At 67.7% G+C, this 24,193-nt stretch carries 21 protein-coding genes; 14 read left to right on the top strand and 7 right to left on the bottom strand.

Translation table 11 applies throughout. The features are described 5' to 3' along the window. Positions 1-95: 95 nt before the first annotated feature. Complete coding sequence (locus tag WMN78_RS16350; protein WP_340534784.1) at positions 96-1,031, bottom strand: LysR family transcriptional regulator; 936 nt, start codon at positions 1,029-1,031, stop codon at positions 96-98. Between the two features lie 48 nt (positions 1,032-1,079). Here WMN78_RS16350 and WMN78_RS16345 point away from each other — a divergent pair, with 48 nt between their 5' ends. The 11 genes from WMN78_RS16345 (at position 1,080) to WMN78_RS16295 (ending at position 14,582) form a co-directional block, all read left to right on the top strand. After that, entirely contained in the window at positions 1,080-1,910 is an 831-nt protein-coding gene (locus tag WMN78_RS16345; RefSeq protein ID WP_340534783.1) for an IclR family transcriptional regulator, read from the top strand. A 212-nt stretch (positions 1,911-2,122) separates the two neighbouring features. Next, positions 2,123-3,499 (top strand): MFS transporter, encoded by a 1,377-nt coding sequence (locus WMN78_RS16340; protein WP_340534782.1) that lies wholly within the window; start codon positions 2,123-2,125, stop codon positions 3,497-3,499. A gap of 76 nt (positions 3,500-3,575) precedes the next feature. Continuing rightward, on the top strand, positions 3,576-4,745 hold the full coding sequence (locus WMN78_RS16335) for a Gfo/Idh/MocA family oxidoreductase (RefSeq protein WP_340534781.1): 1,170 nt from the start codon (positions 3,576-3,578) through the stop codon (positions 4,743-4,745). Positions 4,746-4,754: 9 nt separating this feature from the next. Continuing rightward, positions 4,755-6,806: an FAD-dependent oxidoreductase gene (locus WMN78_RS16330; RefSeq protein WP_340534780.1), complete on the top strand. Its 2,052-nt coding sequence runs from the start codon at positions 4,755-4,757 to the stop codon at positions 6,804-6,806. Beyond that, positions 6,803-7,639, top strand: coding sequence for a sugar phosphate isomerase/epimerase family protein (locus WMN78_RS16325; protein WP_340534779.1), 837 nt, complete (start codon positions 6,803-6,805; stop codon positions 7,637-7,639). The genes WMN78_RS16330 and WMN78_RS16325 overlap by 4 nt, the downstream gene beginning before the upstream one ends. Continuing rightward, on the top strand, positions 7,636-8,472 hold the full coding sequence (locus WMN78_RS16320) for an aldo/keto reductase (RefSeq protein ID WP_340534778.1): 837 nt from the start codon (positions 7,636-7,638) through the stop codon (positions 8,470-8,472). Before WMN78_RS16325 ends, WMN78_RS16320 begins: the two co-directional genes overlap by 4 nt. A gap of 48 nt (positions 8,473-8,520) precedes the next feature. After that, positions 8,521-10,368, top strand: coding sequence for an FAD-dependent oxidoreductase (locus WMN78_RS16315; protein WP_340534777.1), 1,848 nt, complete (start codon positions 8,521-8,523; stop codon positions 10,366-10,368). Between the two features lie 130 nt (positions 10,369-10,498). Beyond that, on the top strand, positions 10,499-12,598 hold the full coding sequence (locus tag WMN78_RS16310) for a S8 family serine peptidase (protein WP_340534776.1): 2,100 nt from the start codon (positions 10,499-10,501) through the stop codon (positions 12,596-12,598). Between the two features lie 30 nt (positions 12,599-12,628). Further along, complete coding sequence (locus WMN78_RS16305) at positions 12,629-13,486, top strand: CPBP family intramembrane glutamic endopeptidase (RefSeq protein WP_340534775.1); 858 nt, start codon at positions 12,629-12,631, stop codon at positions 13,484-13,486. 61 nt (positions 13,487-13,547) lie between these two features. Next, a complete protein-coding gene (locus tag WMN78_RS16300; protein WP_340534774.1) occupies positions 13,548-14,270 on the top strand; it encodes a DUF4386 family protein in 723 nt (240 codons plus the stop codon). Positions 14,271-14,375: 105 nt separating this feature from the next. Further along, a complete protein-coding gene (locus WMN78_RS16295; RefSeq protein ID WP_340534773.1) occupies positions 14,376-14,582 on the top strand; it encodes a hypothetical protein in 207 nt (68 codons plus the stop codon). Here the strand turns inward: WMN78_RS16295 and WMN78_RS16290 are convergent. From WMN78_RS16290 to WMN78_RS16275, 4 genes are all read right to left on the bottom strand, one after another. Beyond that, a complete protein-coding gene (locus tag WMN78_RS16290) occupies positions 14,579-15,562 on the bottom strand; it encodes a CapA family protein (protein ID WP_340534772.1) in 984 nt (327 codons plus the stop codon). The genes WMN78_RS16295 and WMN78_RS16290 overlap by 4 nt on opposite strands. Positions 15,563-15,566: 4 nt before the next feature. Beyond that, positions 15,567-16,817, bottom strand: a complete 1,251-nt coding sequence (locus WMN78_RS16285) for an ABC transporter permease (protein ID WP_340534771.1) — start codon at positions 16,815-16,817, stop codon at positions 15,567-15,569. Positions 16,818-16,819: 2 nt separating this feature from the next. Then, a complete protein-coding gene (locus WMN78_RS16280) occupies positions 16,820-17,773 on the bottom strand; it encodes an ATP-binding cassette domain-containing protein (RefSeq protein ID WP_340534770.1) in 954 nt (317 codons plus the stop codon). A 183-nt stretch (positions 17,774-17,956) separates the two neighbouring features. Further along, positions 17,957-18,133, bottom strand: a complete 177-nt coding sequence (locus WMN78_RS16275) for a CsbD family protein (protein WP_011693297.1) — start codon at positions 18,131-18,133, stop codon at positions 17,957-17,959. Between the two features lie 155 nt (positions 18,134-18,288). Between WMN78_RS16275 and WMN78_RS16270 the strand changes: the two genes are divergently transcribed. Further along, positions 18,289-18,693 carry a hypothetical protein gene (locus WMN78_RS16270; protein ID WP_340534768.1) on the top strand — a complete coding sequence of 135 codons (405 nt, stop codon included), beginning with the start codon at positions 18,289-18,291 and terminating at the stop codon, positions 18,691-18,693. 4 nt (positions 18,694-18,697) lie between these two features. Here WMN78_RS16270 and WMN78_RS16265 read toward each other — a convergent pair whose 3' ends face one another. Continuing rightward, positions 18,698-19,441 carry a GAF and ANTAR domain-containing protein gene (locus tag WMN78_RS16265; RefSeq protein WP_340534767.1) on the bottom strand — a complete coding sequence of 248 codons (744 nt, stop codon included), beginning with the start codon at positions 19,439-19,441 and terminating at the stop codon, positions 18,698-18,700. Between the two features lie 390 nt (positions 19,442-19,831). Between WMN78_RS16265 and WMN78_RS16260 the strand changes: the two genes are divergently transcribed. After that, on the top strand, positions 19,832-21,169 hold the full coding sequence (locus WMN78_RS16260; RefSeq protein WP_340534766.1) for a phosphoribosyltransferase: 1,338 nt from the start codon (positions 19,832-19,834) through the stop codon (positions 21,167-21,169). Here WMN78_RS16260 and WMN78_RS16255 read toward each other — a convergent pair. Next, positions 21,121-22,200 (bottom strand): glycosyltransferase family 4 protein, encoded by a 1,080-nt coding sequence (locus tag WMN78_RS16255; protein WP_340534765.1) that lies wholly within the window; start codon positions 22,198-22,200, stop codon positions 21,121-21,123. The two genes, WMN78_RS16260 and WMN78_RS16255, sit on opposite strands and share 49 nt — an antisense overlap. A gap of 288 nt (positions 22,201-22,488) precedes the next feature. Between WMN78_RS16255 and WMN78_RS16250 the strand changes: the two genes are divergently transcribed. After that, entirely contained in the window at positions 22,489-24,159 is a 1,671-nt protein-coding gene (locus tag WMN78_RS16250; protein ID WP_340534764.1) for a GAF domain-containing sensor histidine kinase, read from the top strand. The last annotated feature ends 34 nt before the right edge of the window (positions 24,160-24,193 follow it).

Raw genomic sequence — 24,193 nt, 5'->3', positions numbered from 1 at the left:
ATGGTGGGTGCGCGATTGAGACGTGTCCAATACTTACTTGGTCATTGACTATGTGCGGAAAACACATAGCCGGCGGGCTGCACCAGTTCTGCGGGTTATCCGGGCGGCGTGGGGAGGACGGAATCGGCCAGCTCAAGGGCCAGCCTGAGGGCGGGCGACATCAGGGCCGGATTCCATGCGATTCCGGAGTCCAGCAGCGGGACCTCGCCGGAGAGGGGGATGAACACCGTTCCGCCCGGCATGATGCTTGCCATGGAGTCGGGCATCAGGCTGACGCCCACGCCACCGGCCACCAGTGAAAGGGCCGTGTAGGGATCGGTCACCTCCTGCACCACGCGCGGACGGAAGCCCGCGGCAGTGCACGCCGAGAAGACGACCTCCCGCAGCGTGGAACCCTGCGCTGCGGGCATGGTGACGAAGCCATCGGCTGCCAAGTCGGCCAGGGCGATGGAGGGCCGGCCGGCCAGCGGATGGTCCACGGGAACAGCAGCACCCAGCGGCTCCACGGCGATGCGCCGCGTGGCCAGGGAAGGCGCATCCACCGGCAGCCCGATGAAGGACAGGTCCAGGGACCCGTTACGCAGCTGGTCGAGGGCGTCCTGCGTGAGCAGGCCTCCGCTGAGGGTGAGGTCCAGGTGCGGGTAGCTGTTGCGCAACGCCCGCGTGAGCGGGGGGAGGGTCCGGTGGTTGAGGGCTCCGGAGAATCCGATGCTGAGCCGGCCGTAGACTTCGCCGCTGTCCGCGGTGGCCGCCCGGCGTGCCAGGTCCAGCTCCTCCAGTATTTTCCGCGCGTGCGGCAGGAAGGCAAAGCCGGCCGTGGTCAGCGAGACCGCCCTGGTGTTCCGTTCAAAAAGATCGGTGCCGAGGTTCTTTTCCAGCTTCTTGATGGTCTGGCTCAGCGGGGACTGCGCCATGCGAAGCCGGTGGGCGGCGCGGCCAAAATGCAGTTCCTCGGCCACCGCCAGGAAAGCCTCGATCTGCCGCAGCTCCACGTGGTTCCTCCCGCTGGTTCCTTGCTCAGGTGTTGTCACGCCAAGGCTATATTGGCAGGAAAGACACAGGCGCAACCGGGAGGAACAATGGCGAACTCCGCATCGGGGGAGTCCGTCATCCAGCGCGTGGTGAAGATCCTGGATGCCTTCTCCAAGGGGCATCCCCGGCTCACCCTCGCTGAACTGGTGCGCATCACCGGGATGTCCAGCAGCACTGCCCACCGCCTGGCCAACGACCTCGTGGACAGCGGGCTGCTCAACCGCGGCGACGCCGGGGACTACGGCGTAGGCGTCAAAATGTGGGAACTTGCCTCGCGCAGCAACCCCTTGGAAGAGTTCCGGCGCCGCGGGCTTCCCTTCCTGGAAGGTGTCCACGCAGCCGTCCGCGAGAACGTCTCCCTGTCCGTCCCCGACGTCGAATCTGGCAGCGTCCTCTACCTTGAGCGCCTGGACCGGCACGGCACCGTGCTGAACCTTGCCGACGTCGCCGGCCGGCTGGACATCCACAACACGTCCTCGGGCCTCGCCATGATGGCCCACATGCCGCGCCACGTCCAGGAGCGTTTCCTGGCGGGCCCGCTGGAGAAGACCACGCCCAATACGGAGACGGACCCCGTGAAGATCCGGGCGCACCTGGCGTTGATCCGGGAGCGGGGCTATGTCCGGCTGTCCGGCGTCCTGGTCCCGGAAAACACCGCCTACTCCGTGCCCGTGTTCGGCGAGGGCAACAGCGTGATCGGTGCGATCGCCGTCGTCGTTCCCACCGCGGAGGAGAAGCCACAACTGATCCTGCCGGTGCTGGTGGCTGCCGGCCGCGGCCTCTCCCGGACCATGGGCGCGGAGCGCCGGCCGTACGGCACCCGGCCTTGGCTGGAGCCGGGCCGCCAGGCTGCCGGCGGCCGGGGCGCGAAGATCTAGGCTGCGCCCGCCCTATCGATGCCGTCCCGTTGAATGGGATCTGCCGCTGAGTTCTGTGATGCCGCTCATACAGTTTTTCTTCAGGGAACCACGCCACCGCCCGCCATCCGGCGGACGGTCCTGGCCCCCAAAAACGCTTACGGAACGTGCCACCGCAACGTGGCGGCGGCCCTCCACCACCCCTAACCCGTGACACTCGACGAGGAGACACTATGGGACCTGTTCAGCAACCCCCGGCAATAGATGCCCTGGCAACTGAGGCCCTGGCGCCTGCGGCAACCCGCCCGGCCAAGATGCCAAAGAAGGCTGCGCTCGCATCCTTCCTGGGATCCACCCTGGAGTACTACGACTTCTTCATTTACGGCACCGCCGCGGCGCTGGTCTTCCCCAAGATCTTCTTCCCCGGCGGCGACCCCGTGGTGGCGCTGCTCGGAGCGATGGCCACCTTCGGCGTGGGCTACCTGGCCCGGCCGCTGGGCGGCATCGTGATGAGCCACTTCGGTGACAAGGTGGGCCGCAAGCAGGCCCTCATGATCACGCTGGTCATCATGGGCGTCGCCTCCATCGGCATCGGCTTCCTGCCCACGTACGGCCAGATCGGCTACTGGGCCACCGCGCTGCTGCTCGTCGGCCGCCTGGCGCAGGGCTTCTCCGCCGGCGCCGAAGCCGCCGGAGCATCAACGCTCACCATGGAGCACTCCCCGGAAGGCCGCCGCGGCTTCTTCACCAGCTTCGTGATGACCGGCTACGCCTCCGGCATGGTGCTCTCCACCGTGGTCTTCATTCCGCTGGCCGCCCTGCCCGAAGACCAGCTGCTCAGCTGGGGCTGGCGCGTACCCTTCTGGATGTCCGTGGTGGTCCTGGGCGTCGCCTACTGGATCCGCACGCGCCTGGAGGAACCGCCGGTCTTTGAAGAGGCCGTGGACCCGACGAAGCCCAAGGGCATTCCGGCGGCCGAGGTACTCAAGACCCAGTGGCGCGACGTCCTGCGCATCGCCCTGGTCATGCTGTTCTCCGTCATGCAGACCACCTTCACGGTTTACGCCCTGGCCTACGCCACCGGACCCTCCATCGGCCTGGACCGGACCCTGATGCTCAGCGTCAACGCCATCACCATCGGCCTGTCCATGTTCACCATCCCGCTGGCCGGCATCATCTCGGACAAGTTCGGCCGCAAGAAGGTGCTCCTGGTGGGCGCGCTCGGTTGCGCCATCACCTCATTCGGCTACTTCTGGGCCATCAGCGAGCACAACGTCCCGCTGATCTTCGTCTTCGGGTTCCTGAACATGAGCGTGTTCTACTCCTGCTGGAACGGCGTCTGGACGGTCTTCTTCCCCGAGATGTTCCCCGCCCCGGTCCGCTACTCGGGAATGGCCATCGGCAGCCAGGTGGGCCTGATCCTCACCGGATTCGCCCCCGTCATCGCCACCATGCTCGCCCAGCCCGGCCCGGGCGGCTGGATTCCGGTGGCCAGCTTCACGGTGGTCTGCCTGACGGTCTCCGCGATCGCCATCTCAACGGCGAAGGAAACCCACAAGACCCCGCTCGAAGAGCTAGGCCTGCCCCGCAAGCGCCGCGTTTCCGCCTAGCGCACCGCCAGCCAGCGCACCGCCGCCCAGCGCCCCACCGGCCAGCCCGCCCACGCACCAGAAAGTTGATCCTCCAGTGACATCATCAGCATCCGCACCCGCCCGTACCTTCCGCGTCGGCATCGTCGGCTGCGGGGCCATCTCCCGCAACCACCTTGAGGCCTTCGGCGCCCTGGACAACGTCCGGATCGTCGGGGTCTGCGACATCGACCTGGACCGGGCCCGTGCCACGGCCGAGTCCTGGGATGTGCCGCACGCCGTGAACACGGTGGCCGAACTGCTGGGCCTCGGGGTGGACATCATCTCGGTCTGCACGCCGCACCCCACCCATGAGGACGTGGTGCTGCAGTCGGCCGCGGCGGGCGTCCACGTCCTCTGCGAGAAGCCCATCTCCACGGACCTGCCCTCCGCCGAACGGATGGCGGCGGCCTGCGCCGGCGCCGGGGTAAAGCTCGGCGTCCTCTTCCAGCGCCGCTTCTGGCCGGGCGCCCAGCGGATCCGGGCAGCGATCGACGACGGAACGCTGGGCCGCCCGGTGATGGGCCAGTGCTCGGTGATGCTGCACCGCGAACCGGAGTACTACTCCAAGGACGCCTGGCGGGGAACCTGGGCCAACGACGGCGGCGGCGTGCTCATGACGCAGGCCATCCACTACATCGACCTGCTGCAGTGCTTCATGGGGGACATCGCCGAGGTCTACGGGAAGATCAACAGCTACAAGCACGGCACCAACATCGAGGTGGAGGACTCCGCCACGGCAGTCCTGACCTTCACGTCCGGAGCGATGGCAACGCTGGAGGCCTCGACGGCGGTCTCACCCAGCCTGGGCGTGCAGATCCGGATCACCGGCGAGACCGGCGCCTCGGCCTCCCTCACCGAGTTCCCGGAGGGCAGCGACGGCCGGGTGGACCTGTGGGCCGTCGGCGGCACCATCACCACCGAAGCAGTCCACCCGGCGGGCGTCCGGCCCAATGTGGACCTGGCCACCATCAACGGCCAGCTCATCCCGCACCACACCAGCCAGGTCCGCGATTTCGTGGCCGCACTGGAGAACGGCACCGAACCGGCCATCACCGGCGAGGACGCCACCAAGGCCCTGCGCATCCTGCTGGCCGTCTACGAATCCTCCCGCACGGGCTTGCCGGTCCGCTTCGCCGCGGTGGACCAGATGGACATCACCGGCCAGCCCTCCCCGCCGGAAGCCCCGGCAGCTGAACTGACCACCCGCACCCCGGTCTCAAGGTAGGAACATCCCATGACCCCCGAACGCTACGCAGCCCGCCCGCTCACCCTCGGACGCAACGGACGCACCCCGCGCACGCTCCGCAACCGGCTGGCGTCCGCCCCCATGGAACGCAACTACGGCACCACGGACGGCCGCATCACCGAGCAGTACATCGACTACCTGGTCACCCGGGCCAAGGCAGGACTGGCCCTGGTGACCACCGAGGCAACCTACGTCCGCGCCGACGGCAAGGGCCGCACCCACCAGCTGGGACTGCACAGCGATGCCATGATCCCGGGCCTGCGCAAACTCACGGACGCACTGCACGCCGCAGGTGCGCTCGCCGCCGTGGAACTCAACCACGGCGGCCGCACCGCGCAGGCCGCAGTGTCCGGGTTCAAGAACCTGGCGCCGTCGCCGGTGCCATGTGAGGTGGCCGGCGGCGAGGTGCCGCGGGAGCTCACCACCGGGGAGTGCCACGACCTCGCCGAGGCGTACGGCCAGGCTGCCCGCCGCGCGGTGGAAGCCGGCTTCGACGTCATCAACATCCACGGCGCGCACGGCTACCTGATCCACCAGTTCATGTCCCCCATCTCCAACCACCGCACTGACGAATTCGCCGCCCCCGAACGCTTCATGAACCTGGTGATCGACGAAGTCCGGCAGGCCGCCCCCGATGCCATCATCGGCATGCGCGTCTCCGTGGTGGAGGGCCCGGCGGATGGCATCACGGCGGAGCAGCAGCTGGCCATCATCGGCAAGGCCCACCTCGAACACCTCGACTTCCTGGACATCTCCGCCGGCAGCTACGAGGCCGGTGAATGGATCGTCCAGTCCGGAGAATGGAAGCCCGGAGTCCTCTCCGATTACGCCAGGGCCTACCGCCGGTTCGGCCTTCCGCTGGGCATGGCCGGCCGGCTGAACTCCGCGGCCATCATCGAAGAGGTCCTCGGTGAAGGCACCTGCGATTTTGTCAGCCTGGCCCGCGCCATCCATGCCGACCCTGCCTTTGTGGGCGGCGTCCTGCACGGCGGGCGGTACCGCCCGTGCATCGCATGCAACGTCTGCATCGACAACCTGGGCCTCGGCCAGGTGACCTGCACGGTAAACCCGGCCGTGGGACGCTCCCGCGTCCCCGTGCCCACCCCCGCCGTCCGGGAGGGCTCCCGCGTTGTGGTGGTGGGCGCCGGCCCCGCAGGCCTCACCGCCGCCCGTGAACTCGCCGAAGCCGGTGCGCAGGTGACCGTGCTCGACGACGGCGCACGTCCCGGCGGGCAGTTCGCCCTGGCGGAAGGGATGAAGTCCACCCCGGACTTCCACCGCTTCGCCGAATGGTCCGCGGCGGAGAACACCCGGCTCGGCATCGACGTCCGGCTTGGAACACGCGCGGACACCAGCGACGTTGCCGCACTGGCCCGCGAAACCGGTGCCGACGCCGTCGTGCTGGCCACGGGCGGCTTGCGTCCGGCCGCCGGGTTCAGGGGTACGGAGTCGCCGAACGTCCGGGACGTGCGCGAATGGCTCGCCGCCCAGCCCGGCGTGTTGGACGGTACGGACTACCCCGCGGCCGTGACCATCTGGGGCGCCGACTCCGTGGCCATGAGCGTGGCGGACACCCTGGCGGACCGCGGCACCGCCGTGCTGCTGGTGGGGCCGCAGGAGGTCATCGCGCCGGAATCCGGCCGTCGCGCCAAGATCCTGGCCGTGCCCAGGCTGGAGCAGAATCCGCGGGTCCGGATCCGGCTGGGCGCCACCATCGAGGAATACGACGGCACCCGGGTGCGGCTGGGCAGCGGCGAGTGGCTGGACGCTCCAGGGCCGCTGCTGGTCTCCCGCTCGGTGGCCCCGCTGGACGGCTCCATGCCGGCCAGGGAACGCGACGCGGCGCTCAGTTTCGTGGCCGGGGTTCCCGTGACCCTTGCCGGCACGGTGGTGGACCAGACCCCGGCCATCGCCTCCAACGCCGTGAAAAGCGGCTACGACGCCGCCCAGCGCGTGGCCGCTGCACTGGCCGCCGGCCCGGCTGATGGAGCGCCGGCCGGCGCGAATCGCGAACTTACCCTGAACGGAGCAGCATCATGAGCACCCAGCCACGCCGCCAGGTGGGCTTGGCCCAGTTGTCCCTCGTGGGGACCGCACCACCGGACCTCGTGAGCCTCGCCGCCGCGGCGGGCTTCGACTTCATCGGCGCCCGCGTTCGTCCGGTCACCGCCACCGAACGCGCCTACGACCTGCAGCCGGGCTCGCCCATGCTCAAGGAAACCCTGGCCCGGATGCGCGACACCGGCGTGACCGTGAAGGACATCGAGTTCCTGCTCCTGGACGGCAGCGATCAGCGCGAGGCCTGGCTGGGGATGATGGAAGCAGGACAGGCGCTGGGCGCCGGCTCGCTGACTGTTGCCGGCGCCGATCCGGACACCGCCCGGCTGGCCGACACCCTGGCCCGGATGACGGAGGACGGCCGGGGGTTCGGCATCGTGCCCACGCTGGAACCGATCTCCTACCAGGCGGTACATTCCATCCCCGCGGCGGCGGAGCTGGCCCGGGCGGCCGGCTGCAAGATCGTGGTGGACGCCCTGCACTTCAACCGCTTCGGCGGCACGATGGAACAGCTGGCAGCCGGTGCGGACCTCGTCCCGCTGCTGCAGCTGTGCGACGGCCCGGCGCAGCGGCCCGCCAGCCGCGAGGACCTCGTTGCCGAATCGCGCTCCGAGCGCGGCATCCCCGGCGAAGGCGAGTTCGATCTTGCCGGGCTGGTGGCTGCCCTCCCTGCCGGAACGCCGGTGAGCGTGGAAACGCCGTCGGACCGGCGGGTTGCCCGGCTCGGCGAGCCGGGCTGGGCCCGGAAGCTCAAAGCCGCTGCCGACACCGTGCTCGCGGCAACGGCGAACCTCCAGAAGGCAGGGGCCAAGTGAGCGAAGTACTGGAAAGCACGACGACGGAGCTCACCCCCGGTGTCCGGGTTCCACTGATCGGGCTGGGCACCTGGCCGATGGCGGGCGAGGAAGCCGCGGCTGCGGTAAGCCGCGCCATCGCGAATGGCTACCGGCACATCGATACGGCCGAAAACTACGGCAACGAAGAAGACGTGGGGGAGGGCATCCGCCGCAGCGGCATTGCTAGGCAGGACATCTTCATCACCACCAAGTTCAACCGGGACTGGCACAGCCGGGAGGGCGTCCTCACAGCCTTTGAACGTTCGGCGCACAGGCTGGGGGTGGACTATCTGGACCTGTTCCTGGTCCACTGGCCCAACCCGGCGCAGGGACGGTTCGTGGAGGCCTGCGAAGGTCTCCGGCAACTGGCGGACGACGGCGCTATCCGCGCCTGGGGCGTGTCCAATTTCAAGCCCGCCCACCTGCGCCACGTCCTGGACGCCGGGCTCACCGTGCCGGTCAACCAGGTGCAGGTGGATCCCGCCCGCGGCCAGCCGGACCAGCTGGCCTTCCACCGCCAGCACGGCATCACCACGGGGGCGTACAGTCCGCTGGGCCGCAACGGGGACTTCATGGCCAGCCCGGCCATCACCGGACCGGCCCGGGAACTGGGCAGGACGCCCGGGCAGATCGTCCTCCGCTGGCATGTCCAGCAGGGCCGCATCGCCACGCCGAAATCCGCCAGCGACGCCCGGCAGCGGCAGAACCTGGACGTCTTTGGCTTTGAGCTGACACAGGAGCAGCTGGCAGCCATCAACGCCTTGGAAACCGGCGGCCCGCCGCGCCTCGATTCAGACACCTTCGGACACTAAGAATTCCGGACACCAGAGAACACCGAGAGAACCACAATGGAGAACCCCATGAACGCGAGCACCGACTCGGCAACGCCGGACTCGACAACACCAGCCCCTACTTCGGAACAGGACCGCCGGCTTCCCGCCTTGGACTGCGACGTCCTGGTGGTCGGGTCCGGTGCAGGCGGGCTGTCCGCAGCCGTCACAGCGGCCTACCACGGCCTCAAGGTCATCGTGGTGGAAAAGGCGGAGGTCTGCGGCGGTGCCACGTCCTGGTCCGGCGGCTGGGCCTGGACCCCCGGCAACCCGCTGGCGAAGGCTGCCGGCGTGAACGAGGACAAGGACACCTTCCGCACCTACCTGCGCCACACCCTGGGCGAGGAGTACCAGGCGGACAAGGTGGACGCCTTCCTCGAGGCCGTGCCGCACATGGTGGGATTCTTCCAGGACAAGACGTCCCTGCAGTTCGTCCCCGGCACCAGGATCAACGACATCTACGGCAAGGTACCGGGCGCCGGCACCGGCAACCGGTCAGTGGGCCCCAAACCCATCAACGCCCGGCGCATCCGTCCGGAACTCCGGGCCAAGATGCGCCACCAGCTTTACGAAACCTCCTTCCTGGGGATGGGCATCATGGCCGGGCCGGACCTCACCAAGTTCCTCTCCGCTTCGCAGGGCAACCCCAAGGGCATCGTCCACGCCGGCTGGCGCCTGGGCCGCCACCTCCTGGACCTGCTGGTCCACCGCCGCAACATGCAGCTGGTCAACGGCACCGCCCTGACCGGACGCCTGCTGAAGTCCGCTGACGACCTGGGAGTCGACATCCGCGTTTCCACGCCCGCGCAGCGCCTGCTCACCGATGCGAACGGCAGGGTGACCGGCGCCGTCGTCGGTTCCCCGGACGGTGAGCTGCAGATCAACGCAGCACGCGGCGTCGTCCTCGCCGCAGGCGGCTTCCCCCACGACATCCAGCGCCGCAAGGAGCTCTTCCCGCACACTCCCACCGGCCGGGAACACTGGACGCTGGCGCCCCGGGAAACCAGCGGTGACGGCATCAGCCTGGCCCAGACCGTGGGCGCCCGGTTCAAGACCGACGTGAAGTCCGCGGCGGCATGGTGCCCGGTATCGCTGGTGCCGTACCGCAACGGCCGCACCGGCACCTTCCCGCACATCATGGACCGCGCCAAGCCGGGCAGCATCGGCGTCCTGGCGAACGGCAAGCGGTTCGTCAACGAGGCCAACGGCTACTACGACTACGTTGCCGCGCTGATGGAAGCCACCCCCGAAGGCGGCACCGCGGAATCATGGCAGATCGCGGACAGCCGGTTCGTCCGGAAGTTCCCGCTGGGCATGGCAAAGCCGCTGCCGGTGCCGCTGTTCCCGTACCTCCGCTCCGGCTACCTCAAGAAGGGACGGACCATCGAGGAACTCGCCGCGAAGTGCGGGATCGATCCCGCAGGCCTCAAAGCCACCGTTGAAGAGTTCAACCGCAACGCCCGCGACGGCGTGGACCCGGACTTCGGGCGCGGCGAGACGGCCTTCAACCGGTATGGCGGCGACGCCCGGAACCGGCCCAACCCCTCGCTCGGCCCGATAGGGAAGGGACCCTTCTACGCTGTCCGCGTGGTTCCCGGCAGCTTCGGCACCTTCGCCGGGCTGGAGGCGGACGGCCGCAGCCGGGTCCTGGACAACCACGGCAGGCCGATCGACGGGCTCTACGTTGCTGGCAATGACCAGGCCAACGTGATGGGCGGCCATTACCCCGCCGGCGGCATCAACCTGGGCCCGGCCCTCACCTTCGGCTACATCGCCGGCCGGGACCTCGCGGGTGCCGGGGCGTACGAGGATGACGGTAACCTGCCGCAGGCGAGGCCGGAGGAGGGGGCGGCGCTTCGCACGCCATTGACCGCCTAGGGTGCCGAGCGTATGCTGACGCTCACCTTCCGGGGCCCCCGCTCGGCGGAGGCCCGGGTCTCCTTCTAGAACACATGCGGCCGCCGGGTGCCTAGGCTGTTTCCGGCGGCTGCCCAGGGGGCACAACTTCATGTCTGAAATCACCATCAACGGCATCACCATTGATCCGATCAAACAGAACCGTGCCCTGCGCGACGCCGGGCTGGTTGCCGAGGACTCCTCGGAATCGGACCACATCCTCATCCAGACCGCGGAGCCGCTGACGGCGGAACAGCGTGCGGAACTTGCGGGCATCGACGTCGAGATGCAGGAATACGTCTCGGACAACACGTACCTGGCAGCATTCCCGCCGGCAGACCTGGACCGCGTCCGCGCCCTGCCGTTCGTGAGCTGGGCGGACGTCTACTCCCGTGTCTTCAAAATCCCGCCGCCCCTGCTGCCGCGCAGCGCGGACACGGCCAATGTCCGGTCCCTGGCGGACCACGACCCGCATCCGGACCGCCGGCTGGAACGGGTGGACCTGCTCCTGCACCCCGGCGTGGAAGCCAGCCCCGACCTGATTGCCCGGGTTGCCGTGGCCGCCCGGGTGGAGCCCGACGCCGTGGCGGTGACCCCGGGCAAGCTGCGCATCACCACCTCCGTGGGCCAGCTCCCGGAACTGGCCACAATTGACGAGATCCGCGAGATCCATCCGGTGCGCGATCGCCAGCTCTTCAACAACGTTGCCCGGGAAATCCTGAATGCCGGGGTGCAGCTCAACGGGACCACGTACCGGGGCCAAGGCGAAGTGGTGGCCGTGGCGGACACCGGGTTCGACACCGGCGACGCCGCCAACCCGCATCCGGCATTCACCGGAAGGGTCCAGACCCTTTACCCGCTGGGCCGCACCGCGCCGGACAAGGCGGACGATCCGCACGGCCACGGCACCCACGTTGCCGGCTCCGTGCTGGGCCGGGGAAACTCGGCCAGCATGGGCGGTGACATTGAGGGCACGGCGCCCGAGGCCCTGCTGATCCTGCAGAGCCTCCTCGACGCCAACGGCGGGCTGGGCGGCATTCCGGTCAACCTCAACGACCTCTTCCAAAGGACGTACGACGACGGCGCCCGCGTCCACACGAACTCCTGGGGCGTGCCCGGACTCAACCTTCCCTACGATGCGAGCTCCCGGGAGATCGACGAGTTCGTGTGGAACCACCCTGACCAGGTGATCTGCTTTGCGGCCGGGAACGACGGCGTGGACGGCAACAGCGACGGCACGGTGGACTCCAACTCCATCGGATCGCAGTCCGCGGCGAAGAACTGCATCACGGTGGGCGCCAGCGAAAGCCTCCGCAAGGAATTCGCGCCCTCCTACGGCACGTACTGGCCTGGAGACTTCCCCGCGAATCCCGTCAAGCGGGACAAACAGGCCAACAACCCGGACGGGATGGTGGCCTTCTCCAGCCGCGGGCCCACCAAAGAGGGCCGCATTAAGCCCGACGTCGTGGCGCCGGGGACCAGCATCCTGTCCGCGCTTTCGCGGAACGCGCCGATGGGCAACACGTTCGGCACCTCCACAGACCCGCTGTTCTTCTTCGACTCCGGCACCTCGATGGCAACCCCGCTGGTTGCCGGCTGCGCCGCGGTGCTGCGCGAGACCCTGGTGAAAAACGGGCTCAGCACGCCCAGCGCCGCCCTGGTCAAAGCCCTCCTGATCAACGGCGCCGACGTGCTGCCGGGACAGTACAACCCAAGCGAAGCCGGTGAATCACCGAACGGGAGCTCCGGCTGGGGCAGGGTCAACCTGGCGCGTTCCGTGGTCTTCCCCGGGCAGCCCGGCAACTCCGGCCTGGGCGAAGGCGGCCCGCTCGAGCAGGGGGAGGAGGACACCTTCATCATCGACATTCCCGAAGAAGTCCCTGTTCCCAAGGTTGTTGCCAAGGCGAGGCGGCGCCGTGGCCCGGCCGGGGACCCGGAACCCGCCGCAGCCGGGGTGACGTTGAAGATCACCCTCGTGTGGTCCGATCCGCCCGGCGCGCAGCTGCAGAACGACCTCGACCTCATTGTGCTTGCGGCCGACGGCAGCGAGCGGCACGGAAACTCAGGAACCACTGCCGGCTTCGACCGCCGGAACAATGTGGAACAGGTCCACTGGACGGGCATGCCGCCGGGCCAGGCCAGGATCGTGGTCAGGGCTTTCCGGATCACGCAGTTCCCGCAGCCCTACGCCTACGTGTGGCGGCTGTCCTAAAATGGCTTGACGCCCGAACCGAGGCGCATCATGACTGTTGAATCCCGTGCACCGGAGGCCGGCGGAAGCATCCGCTCCCGGATCGCCGCGCACCCCGTGGCTGCGTTCCTGATCCTCGCCATTCCGCTGGCCTGGCTCGCGCAGTGCCTGGCCATACTGCTGCTGCAGGACGTGACTCCCGGGCTCCTGGTGGAACTCCTGGTCCTGCTGGGAGCCGCGGTCCTCGTGACGGCGGCGGCTGAAGGCCGTGCCGGCGTCCGGCGGCTGTTCAGCGGCGCGGTCCGCTGGCGGGTGGGCGCCGGCTGGTACGTCATGGCGCTGCTGGCGCTGCCGCTCCTGACCCTGCTGACCGCCGTCGTGACCGGTACCCTGCGTGAGCCCGGCAGCGGCTGGGCGGCCACCGCGGGACTGTACCTGCTGAAAGCCGTGGTCATCGGCGCCCTGCTGGGCAACGTCTGGGAGGAACTGGCCTGGGCCGGAGTGGTCCAGCGGCGGCTGATGGACCGTAAGGGCATGCTCGCGGGCTCACTCCTGACGGCCGTTCCGTTCGCGCTGATCCACCTGCCCCAGGCTTTCGCCGAGCGCGGCTTCGCCGCCACGCCCTGGACTGACGTTGCCCTCTCCTGGGGCGTCCTCTTCGGGTTCGCCTTCCTGGCCCGTTACCTACTGGGTATGGTCTTCGTCGGAACCGGCGGAAGCATCCTCATACTGGGACTCCTGCACGGGTCCATGAATGCATCCCAAAGCATGGACGCTGTGGACTGGTGGCAGTTCATTCCGGCGGTGGCGGTGCTGGCGGCGGCTGTCGCCGGGTACCTCGCGTTCAGGTCCAGGTCCGCCATGCGCAAGGAGTTTTTGTCCAGATATCGCGACTTAGGGGCCGCTTAGCGCCAATTATCTGGACAAAAACTCCCAGCCGGGGCGAAGGAAGGGAACGGGGGCAGGGGTCATGGAACATCCCACGGGCGACGGCGGGCTCCGCAGGCCTGAGCTGCGACTGTCCGCCACGCTGCTGTTCGGCGGCGTCCTCATCTCGCTGCTGGCCGCGCTCCAGCACCCGGACGCGGCGGACGCCAACGACCACACCGCTTCCTTCACGGCCTATGCCGCCAGTGACGCCTGGATCGCCGTCCACCTCGGGCAGTTCCTCGGCATGGCGCTTCTCAGCAGCGGACTGATTATCCTGGCTTTCGCCCTCAACCTACGGCACGGTGCTGTGGCCTGGGCAGTGCGCCTCGGTGCTGCGGCGGCCATCGCGGCGCTGGCCCTCTACGCTGTCCTGCAGGGAGTTGACGGCGTGGCGCTGAAGCACGCCGCGGATGCCTGGGCAGGCGCAGCCGAGGGGGAGAAGGCGCTGCGCTTCGCGGCCGCGGAGGACATCCGCTGGCTGGAATGGGGAGTCCGGAGCTACCAGAGTTTTGTGTTGGGGTCGGCGCTCATCCTGTTCGGCATCGCCATCACCGCCACGCGCAGGATCTCCAGGTTCATCGGATACCTGATGGCGCTGTCCGGAGCGGCCTACCTGGCACAGGGCTGGGTCATCGGTGTGGAAGGGTTCTCAGCATCCAATGCCGTGCCCACCCTGGCCGGCATCGTGCTGGTCTTCGGGTGGACCGGCTGGCTCCTCGTCACTGCCTGGCGGGGGAAGGGCTCCTCGTCCTCGGGCGTCTAGTCTTCCGCAGGCTGCTCTTCCGCAGGCTGGCGGGCGCGGATAATCTGGGACTTGCCAGGATGCTGCCCGTACAGCACCCCAGTTCCTGGCCAAGAGAGGCACGACATGTCAGAAAAGCTGCATCTCAGCCCGGAAGACGAGTTTCCGGAGGATCTTTCTAAAGTTGAGGACAAAGATCTTCAAGTTCTCGACAGCCAGATCCAGCGCCAGCTCGATTACGAATACGTGGCCGAGGGCGAGCCGAATCCGGAGACCGAATTCCGGCACTACGACCTCGACGAAGAATTCAGCGAACGGGACAAGCGGGACTAGCCCTCCACCGGAATCTCCAGCACGTTCGTGTCGTCGGACCAGCTACTACGCGTTCCCAGCTGAAAACTGAGCTCCTGCATCCGTGCCGCGATCTGTTGTGAGCTCTTCCCGGCCAACCGCGCCTGGAATCCGGTGATTTCGGTCGGGTGGAGCTGCAGCCGGACCGGGACGCTGCCCGAAGTTTCCAGGAGGAAGATGAAGGACTGGTCGTTGCGCTCCCCGGGGTCCACGGCATAGTCGTCAATGAAGTCCCCGGCGCTGTAGATGAGGGGACGGCCGCGGTAAAGCTCGATGCCGCGGAAAATGTGGGCCGAATGCCCGAACACGACGTCGGCCCCGGCATCCACCAGCGCCCGCCCCAGCTCCCGGTGGGAGGACGGCACCTCGGCTCCCCAGTTGCCGCCCCAGTGGGCGGAAACCACCAGCAGGTCCGCGCGCGCCCTGGTGCGGCGGACCAGGGCAAGCAGGTCCCGGACCCTGGCGTCGCCCCGCTGCCGTTCCTCCACCGGAACGTAATACACGCCGGGCCGCTGCGGCCCCGCCTCCCAGTCCGGCTGGTTGTCCGTGAAGGCAATGAGTCCGACGGCGGTCGGACCCGCCCGCCTGATCGCCGGCCGCAGCGCGGCCTCCAGGTCCGGCCCCGCTCCGGCGTGCAGGATTCCGCAGCGGTCCAGCGCAGGCAAGGTCTCCCCGAAAGCGTCCAGCCCGTAATCGAGGACATGGTTGTTGGCGAGTGAGACGGCGTCGATGGCTGCCGCGCTCAGGACGGCCGCGTTGCGGACGTCCGAGCGGAAGTGGAACACCTTGCCCGGCTCCGGCGCCCCGCCGTCGGCCAGTACGCACTCGAGGTTGGCGAAGCGGATGTCCGCCCGGGCCAGGACTGGCAGCGTATCGCCCCAGGGGAAGTCAGGCGGGACGGACTTGAGCCGCTGGTTCACCAGCCGGCCCAGCATCACATCGCCCACGAATGCCAGCCGCATGCGGCTACTTCTCCGACGGGGCGGCCACCGCATGCCGCGACCCTGCTTTGAGGGCGGTCCTGATGCTGACCTTCGAGGTGTAGGAGATGGACCCGTACTGGAACAGCCGCACCGCCACACGGAGCATCACGGCGGCACCGGCGTAGAGGATGGCGATCACCAGAGCGGCTTCCATGACGCCGAGGGAGCCGAAGGCGTTCCGCAGCAGCGCTGTGACCGGCGCAGAGAACGGAAAGTACGTGAAGACCTGGACGATCGGGGAATGCGGCTCGGAAACCACCAGGCTGACCGAATAGAAGGGGATGAAAATCAGGGCGATCATCACGCCCATGAAGTTTCCGGCTTCCTTGGCTGTGGGCATCACGGCGCCGATGGCCACCAGCGTGGTGGTGAAGAGGGCGAAGCCGCCCACGAGGATCAGGAAACCGACGGTCATACGCAGGGGGTCGAAGATCAGCTGCGACGCCTCGAACTCGGGGATGCTCAGGGCATCCCGGTAGAAGAGCGCCCCGACCAGGACGGGGGAAGCGAACACCGCCACCTGGACGAGGCCCACCATGAACAGGGCCAGCACCTTGCCGGTGATCAGGGTGGTGGGCTTGAGGGTGGTCAGGATCATTTCGGTGACCCGGTTCTCCTTCTCCTCCAGCGTGGAATTCAGCATCTGCCCCGCGAGGAGCACCACCAGCCCGTAAAAGACCACCAGAAATGCCATCGGCGGAATCACGGAGTTCATGCCTCCCGCCACCTCGGACCCCTGGTAGGTGACGGTTTCCACCTGCGCCGACCCTGACGCGAGGCTGGACAGCTGGGGCGAGCCGATTCGCACGGCCACTGCGCGTGCCAGCATGGCCTGCGCGACGGCGGCGTATTTTCCGTTCTCGAACAAGCCCTTGTCCGTGCCGTACACCTTCACCGCCGTGGTCTCGGGATGTGCGGGGAACTCGAAGTAGGCATCGACGGCGCCGGACTGGACGTCCCGGATACCGGCGTCGGACGAGTCCGCGGGAACGGCGCCGAATGCGGCTGCGTCGGCGGGGGTGATCAGGCCGGAGGCGTCCCGGTAGGAGATGCTGAACTGGGCGTTCTTCTGCGCCTCGGCGGCGGAACTGGTGCTGGTGTTGCTGAGGAAGATCATCCCGAACACCACGGCCATGATGACGGGCACGGACAGGGTGCCGATCCAGAACCGGGGCTTGGTCACGGTGCGCACGAATTCGAAGCTGATGACCGTTCCAAGGTTGTGCTGCGCCATCGCTAGGCACCTGGCCTCGCGGCGACGCGGCCACGGACGGGCACGGGCGACGGCTGCTGGCTGCGCTCCCCGTACACGCGGATGAAGATGTCCTCCATCGAGATTTTGGTGGTGGTGAAACTCCGGACGATCAGGCCCGCATCCATGAGTTCCCGCAGGACGGTTGCCTCGTCGGTGTCGTCCGTGATGGAGAGCTCGGCATAGTTGGTTTCTTCGAGCGTCACCTCATAGTGGGGCGACGCCGGAATGCGTCCTGCGTGCCGGAGGCGGACGATCCTTCCGCCGTACCTGTTCTGGACCTCGTCGATGGTGCCGTAGGCCTCCGACGTGCCGTCCTTGAGGAGGATGATGCGGTCGCAAAGCCGCTCCACCTCCTCCATCTGGTGGGTCACCATGACCACGGTGGCGCCGTCGTTCTTCTGTTCCGCGATGATGTCCATCAGCAGCCGCCGGTTCACCGGGTCGAAGCCCTTTGTGGGTTCGTCCAGGATGAGGAGTTCCGGGCGGTTCATGATGGTGACGCCGAGCTGGACTTTCTGCTGCTCGCCGCTGGAGAGCTTGTCCACCTGGGTGGCGGCTTTGCCGGCCAGGTCCACGCGGTCCAGGTATGCCAGCGACCAGTGCCGCGCCGCCTGCCGGTCCATTCCCTTGAGCCGGCCGAAGTAGGTCATGACGTCCATGACCTTTTCCTTCTTATAGAGCCCGCGTTCTTCCGGGAGATAGCCAAGCCGGCCGCCGTGCTCGGGTTTGAATGGCCGGCCGTTGATGTGCAGGACCCCGGCAGTGGGTTCGTAGAGGCCCAGGAGCGCGCGGATGGTGGTGGTCTTGCCAGAGCCGTTGCTGCCGAGGAACCCGAAGGTCTCGCCGGCGCGGACGTCGAAGGAGAGGTCGCGGATCACGGTGGTGTCCGCGAAGTCCATCCGGAAACCGCTGATATGCACCACTGGTTCGTCCATGGCCGTCGCCGCCTGTACCGAATCATTGCCCGCCAACGTCGGTTCCCCCCGAGGCAGGCTGCCATGTGAACAGACTGACCGGAGTGTCCCTCAAACGGAAGGGGCGAAGGTCCCCTGGCCAGCCGGCGCGGCATACAAAAAGCCGGGGCGCGGAAGTCTCCGCGCCCCGGCTTCGGGTAACGACTACTTGTCGTTGATGGTGTCCTTGACGTCCTCGGCTGCGTGCTTCGCGTCGGCCGTGCCCTGATCAATCTTGCCCTCGGTCTCGAGCTTGCTGTTGTTGGTCAGCTTGCCCAGTGCTTCCTTGGCCTCACCGATTGCTTTCTCGGCAGCGTTCTTGATCTTGTCGCCCAAACCCATGTTTGTTTCCTCAATCAGTTGATCAGTCGCAGGCGGGCGGATGCCAGCCGTTGCCCCTCCACCCTAGGCGCAACCGGCATCGCTTTTTTCCATCCGGCGTTCCATGCCCATTTAAGTCCTCGGCCCCGCCTAATACGCGCCGGAACGGTACCATCATGACCATGCCCGGAGTTATCGACATTGCAGGTCCCATCCTGGAAGTGCTGACCTGGATTTGCCTGCCCGCCGGCCTGATACTCCTTGTGGCCGTGGGGACGATGCGGCGGTTCGAAGATCAGTGGACCCAGTCGGAGGGCGTGGTCTACTCCGACGAAAGCGGAGTGGGCTTCCGCTGGTACGACCACCACTACCAGGTCCACAACGCGCCCATGTCGCCGCATGACATCCGGCACATGGCCCCGGGGGACGCCGTCACCATCCACTATGCGGTGAAGACGCCCACACGCTGGCGGACCAGTGCGCCCGAGGTCCGCGGGGAAGCGGCCGGCGTCCTTGGCTGGATCCTGAGCGGTATCGGAGCGGCGGCCTTCGTCGCCGGCTTCCTGCTGCCGATGTTCTGAGGATTTACAGCTCGAAGTGCGTCCTCGTCGGGCCCTGGCCCAAGGAGTCCACAATGGCCGCTGCCACACCGTGCAGTTTGACGTTCCGCGCGCTTGAGGCCGCCTTCAGCAGCTCGAAGGCCTCCTCCTGGCTGCACCGGTTCTGGGCCATGATGATGCCGATGGCAACGTCGATGGCGGTGCGGGTCTCGAGAGTCGCCTTGAGGTTGTCCGCCGTCTCGCTGAAGTGCGCGAAACGCACGGCCAGCCGGAGGGCCATGGACGTCTGGCTGACAAAATCCTCGGCGAGCTCCAGGACCTTGCCATCGAACCGTCCGGGCCGGTGGGAGTAGAGGTTCAGCGCTGCGCGGGTGTCGCCGTCGAGCTGGAACGGCACCGCGAGGATGGAGCGGACGCCGTGCCCCAGCACCGTATCCGAGTACTTGGGCCAGCGCTCATGGGACGCAAGGTCCCTGATGTGAACGGTCACCTGGTCGCGGGACGCGGTCATGCACGGGCCGTCGCCATAGGCATACTGGATTTCGTCCATCGCCTGCGCTTCGGGGCTGCTGCTCGCCACGGTCGCGGCTTTCCGGTGCCGGAGAAGCGTAATTCCGCAGAGGACGGCGTCCTCCGGTTCGGACAGGCTGCGCGCGGATACGCGTGCGAGTTCGTGAAGAAATTGCCCTACATCCGAACTATTCAGCACCATCTCGTGGAGGTGCTCGCTGATGGATGGTGCGGTGTTTGCGGTCGACTCGCTGGCCACGATGTTCTTGCTGCCATTTCGTTCAGGTCAAAACGAACCGGCAACGCCGTGTTTCACCCTGGCGTTCGCAACGCGGGGCAACAGGCAGAGAAGCCGGATCGTAGAACTATCCAACGGCTCTCTGCTAAACCGTACCGGGAAATTATATACATCAGCCGACGGCCTTCGGTCGAGTGTGACACGGCACGCGGCTGGGCCGGTCCGGTATGGCGGCCGAGCTCCCGGCGCACGGCCAATCCGGGCCGAAAGTCCCTCGCAACCCGCCACCGCCTGCCGGATAGTTGGAGAACAGTGGCCGCCGATGTCCCCGTCCCCGCGTGCCGGGCTGCACGCCCGATGACGTGCACGGACCGCAAGGCGGCCTTGAGTTACGAGGCGGAACGGCCGGCCATGAGCATTTTCGAGGACAGAGTTGAAGCAGGACGGCGCCTGGGGCAGCGCCTCGAATACCTCCGCGGCCAGAATATCGTGATCCTTGGGCTGCCCCGGGGCGGTGTTCCGGTGGCGTTCGAGGTGGCCGCGGCACTGGACGCGCCCCTGGACGTGATCGTGGTGCGGAAACTGGGCGTCCCGTTCCAACCCGAGCTGGCCATGGGGGCAATCGGCGAAGGCGGCGCGCGGGTGCTGGACAAGCACATCATTTCCCGCGTGCGCGTGTCGCAGGCCGAACTTGACGCTGTTGAAGACCGGGAGCGCGCCCTGCTCGAGTCGCGGGTGGCGCGGTTCAGGAAGGGGCGGACCCGTGCGGACCTGCGGGGACGCACCGCCGTAATCGTCGACGACGGCATCGCCACCGGATCCACGGCCCGCGTTGCGTGCCGGATCGCCCGGGAGCAGGGAGCCGCCAAGGTGATCCTTGCAGTGCCGGTGGCGCCCGCGGACACCCTCGCGGACCTCACGGAACCGGACGAGGTTGTCTGCCTCGCCACGCCACGCCAGTTCACCGCCGTCGGCTACCACTACCGGGACTTCTCGCCCACCGGCGACGACGAAGTGGTGCTGCTGCTGGATGCGGCAGCGAAGCGGCTGCACAGTGCCCAGACAGTAGCCAACGGAACCGCCGTCGATGAGGACGTCCAGATCCAGGCGGGCCGGACGAAGCTGCAGGGGCACCTCCACTTGCCGGCGGCGGGCGCCCCCGTCGTGGTGTTCGCCCACGGAAGCGGCAGCAGCAGGCACAGCCCCCGCAACCGGTTTGTGGCGTCATTCCTCCAGCGGGCCGGGCTCGGAACCCTGTTGCTGGACCTGCTCACTCCGGCCGAGGAACTCAACCGCGCCAATGTGTTCGACATCGGGCTGCTCGCCGGCCGGCTGACGGGGGCAACTACCTGGCTCGGTGACCGGCCGGACACCGCCCGGAGCCGCGTCGGGTATTTCGGCGCAAGCACCGGGGCCGGTGCCGCGTTGTGGGCCGCGGCGGAACCCGGTGCCCGCATCGATGCCGTGGTGTCGCGGGGCGGCCGTCCGGATCTCGCCGGTGAGAGGCTCTCGGCGGTCCGTGCCCCCACGCTCCTGATCGTGGGCGGAGCGGACCGCGAAGTGCTGGAGCTCAACCGCTGGGCCCAGGCCTTGCTGCGCTGTCCCAGCCAGCTGTCCGTTGTTCCGGGGGCCACGCACCTTTTCGAGGAGCCGGGGACGTTGCCTGAAGCCGCGGCGCTCGCGAGGGACTGGTTCCTCCGCTACCTCGAGCCTGGCGGGGACCAGCCCGGAGGCGGTTCCGGGGACTGAGCCAGCCGGCTGTCCCTCAGTATCTCCTCATACAGGGAGATGTGGTCGGCCACCATCCGGGCGGTGCTGAAGCGCAGCTCGGCGGCCCGGCGGCACGCATGCCGGTCCAGTCCGGGGGCCAGCGAGAGGGCGTCGGCCAGTTCGCCAATGCCGTTCCGGAGGTAGCCCGTCACGCCGTCGTCCACTATTTCGGGGGCTGCCCCGGAACCGGTGCCCACCACTGGAGTGCCTGTCGCGAGGGCTTCGATCATCACCAGGCCGAACGGTTCGGGCCACTGGATCGGGTTGAGGAACGCCACGGCGCCGCCCATGAGCTGGTACTTTTCCGGTGCGGAAAGTTCGCCGAGGAACTCCACCTCCGGCCCCAGGAGCGGGGCAACCTGGCTGTCGAAGTAGTCCTTTTCCTCCCTGCCCTGGATACGGGCAGACATCAGAAGCCTGTATCCGGCCCGCCGTGCGATCAGGATGGCCTCCCGGGGCCCCTTGTCCGGGCTCATCCGCCCGAGGAATGCCGCGTATCCGCCGGCGCCGTCCCCCACCGGCACGGCCTCGACGTCGATGCCGTGGTGGATCACGCGCGCGATCTGCACGCCGGCAGCGTCCGCGGCCTGCCGATGCGAGATGGCCACCATGGCCACGTCCGGTCCCATCAGCCGGTAGAGATCACCGAGGAGTGAGGTGAACGGGCCGTGGTTGGTGGTGACCACGGGGAGCGCGGCCGGGCGGTAGCGGAAGAAAGGTCCGGCCACTGTGTGGTCGTGAACGAGGTCCACCCCGCTGAGGGCCGCATAGGCCCGGGCCACGTGGTACAGCTCTGCCGTGGCGGACCAGGTGGCGGCCGAACCGGCTCTGGGCGCCAGCATGCCGGGCACCAGCGGGACGGGGCAGGTGCTTCCCTCCGGCGCCGCCAGCAGGACGTCGTGACCGGCGGCCACGAGTCCGCGGGCCAGCCCGTCCACCACCACTTCGGTGCCGCCGTAACGGGGCGGAGGCACTTGCAGCCAAGGCGGCGCGATCAGTCCGATACGCACGTTGGATCATCTCCTCGCACCCGGGGATGAAGCGTTCTTCCGCGAGCTCAGGATGCCACCCACGCAGCTGCTTTCCCAGTGTCTTTAGTCCCCGATCCGCTTTTCCTTGAGCCGCTGTGTCGGTCTTGGTACTGTGTTGATATCAGTCTGGGGTTGATGCATACGTACTCGGTGAAGCAGTCCGCCGTGGGTGTCTCGTTGCTGTGGGGAGTCGCATGATCCCGGACCTTCCGGTAGTGAAAATGTATCGGTCAACCAATTCCTGTAAGCCCAACGCCCGGTTGAGCCATGTGGCGTGAACCCATCCGAAGGCGCACCGAAGACCTGTTGCGCGACTTCGTGGCCCGGGCAGATGAACTTGTACGCGCCCAGGACCAAATGCAGGGCCTGCTGGGCGCAGTGGTTTCCCTTACCGAAGACCTCAGCCTCGAGGCCGTCCTGGACCGGGTGGTGCAGTCGGCGTGCGAGCTGGTTGGCGCGCGCTATGGCGCGCTCGGTGTGATCGACGCCGATCACGAGCTGGGGCACTTCATCACGGTGGGAATCGACGACGACGGCATCCGGCTGATCGGCGACCTCCCCACGGGCCGCGGGGTGCTGGGGCACCTGATCCGCAAGCCCGAGGCACTCCGGCTGGACGACCTGGGCTCCCATGAAATGGCCAGCGGCTTCCCGGCGAACCACCCTGACATGAAGACGTTCCTGGGGGTGCCCGTCAGGGTCAGGGGGTCCGTCTTCGGAAACCTGTACCTGACGGAGAAGATCGACGGCGGGCCGTTTACCGAGGAGGACCAGGAACTCGCTTCGGCTCTGGCGGCGGCCGCCGGCGTAGCTATCGAGAACGCCCGGCTGTACGAGGACACCCGCCGGCGCCAGCGCTGGCTTGAGGCAGGACTGGAGGTCAGTGACCAGCTGAGTTCGGCGCTGTTCCCCGGTGAAACCGACAACCTGGACCTCGTTGCCGAGCGGGCACTGAGTGTCTCGGACTCGATCCTGGCCGTGATTGCCTACCCCGATTCCGACGGCACGCAGCGGTGCCGGACCATGGTGGGCGTCCAGTCCCTTCCCGCCGGCCAGGAGCTGCCGCCATCAAAGGTCATCGCCGAAGTCCTCGAGACAGGCGCGTCGGCCCTGGTGCGGGACCCCAACGAGGTCTTCGGAGCGGGAACGGATGAAAAAATGGGGCCGCTGCTGGTGGCCGCCCTGGGCCGCAAGAGCAGCGAACGAGGCCTGATCATCCTTGCACGCCCCGCCGGCGGTCCCGTCTACATCCAGTCCGACCTGCAATCCAGCGCAGTTTTCGGTTCCCGTGTAGGGCTGGCACTCGGGCTGGTCCGGGCGCGGCAACGGCGGGAGGAACAGCTGCTGTCCACGGACCGGGACAGGATCGCACGCGACCTGCACGATCTGGTGATCCAGCGTCTCTTCGGGGCAGGCCTCAGCATGCAGAGCCTCCGCCGGTACATCCCGGACCCGGTGGCCCAGGAACGCATTTCCGCGGTGACCGCCGAACTGGACGGGACCATCCACGAGCTCAGGGACACCATCTACTCGATGCGGACCGGCCACGGCCAGAAGGAACCGCTCACCGGCCTCATCATGCGGACCATTCACGAGGGGATCCGCAATTCCGAGTTCTCACCCAAAGTCCAGCTGACGGGACCGGTGGACGAGACTGTTCCCGACGCCGTCGTCGAGCAGTTGCTGCCGGTGCTGTCCGAGGGACTGAGCAACGCCGTCCGGCACTCCGGTGCCGATGAAATCAACATTTCGCTCACCGCGCTGCCGGACTGCGTGGAGCTCAATATCGTGGACAACGGCCGTGGGTTCGAAAACCCCACGCGGGTCAGCGGCATCGCCAACATGAAGCATCGGGCCACGGCCCTGGGTGGCGAATGCACCATCAAGAGCCGTCCCGGACACGGAACCCGGCTGACGTGGACTGCCCCTTCTCACTGAGTCTGGCGCAGTGAGTTGGGCGCACTGAGTCTGG

It is taken from the genome of Arthrobacter oryzae, from assembly GCF_037911235.1.
GTDB classification, from domain to species: Bacteria; Actinomycetota; Actinomycetes; order Actinomycetales; family Micrococcaceae; genus Arthrobacter; species Arthrobacter oryzae_E.
Note: the sequence above shows the minus strand (reverse complement) of the source record. Positions and strands in the feature narration are given on the sequence as shown.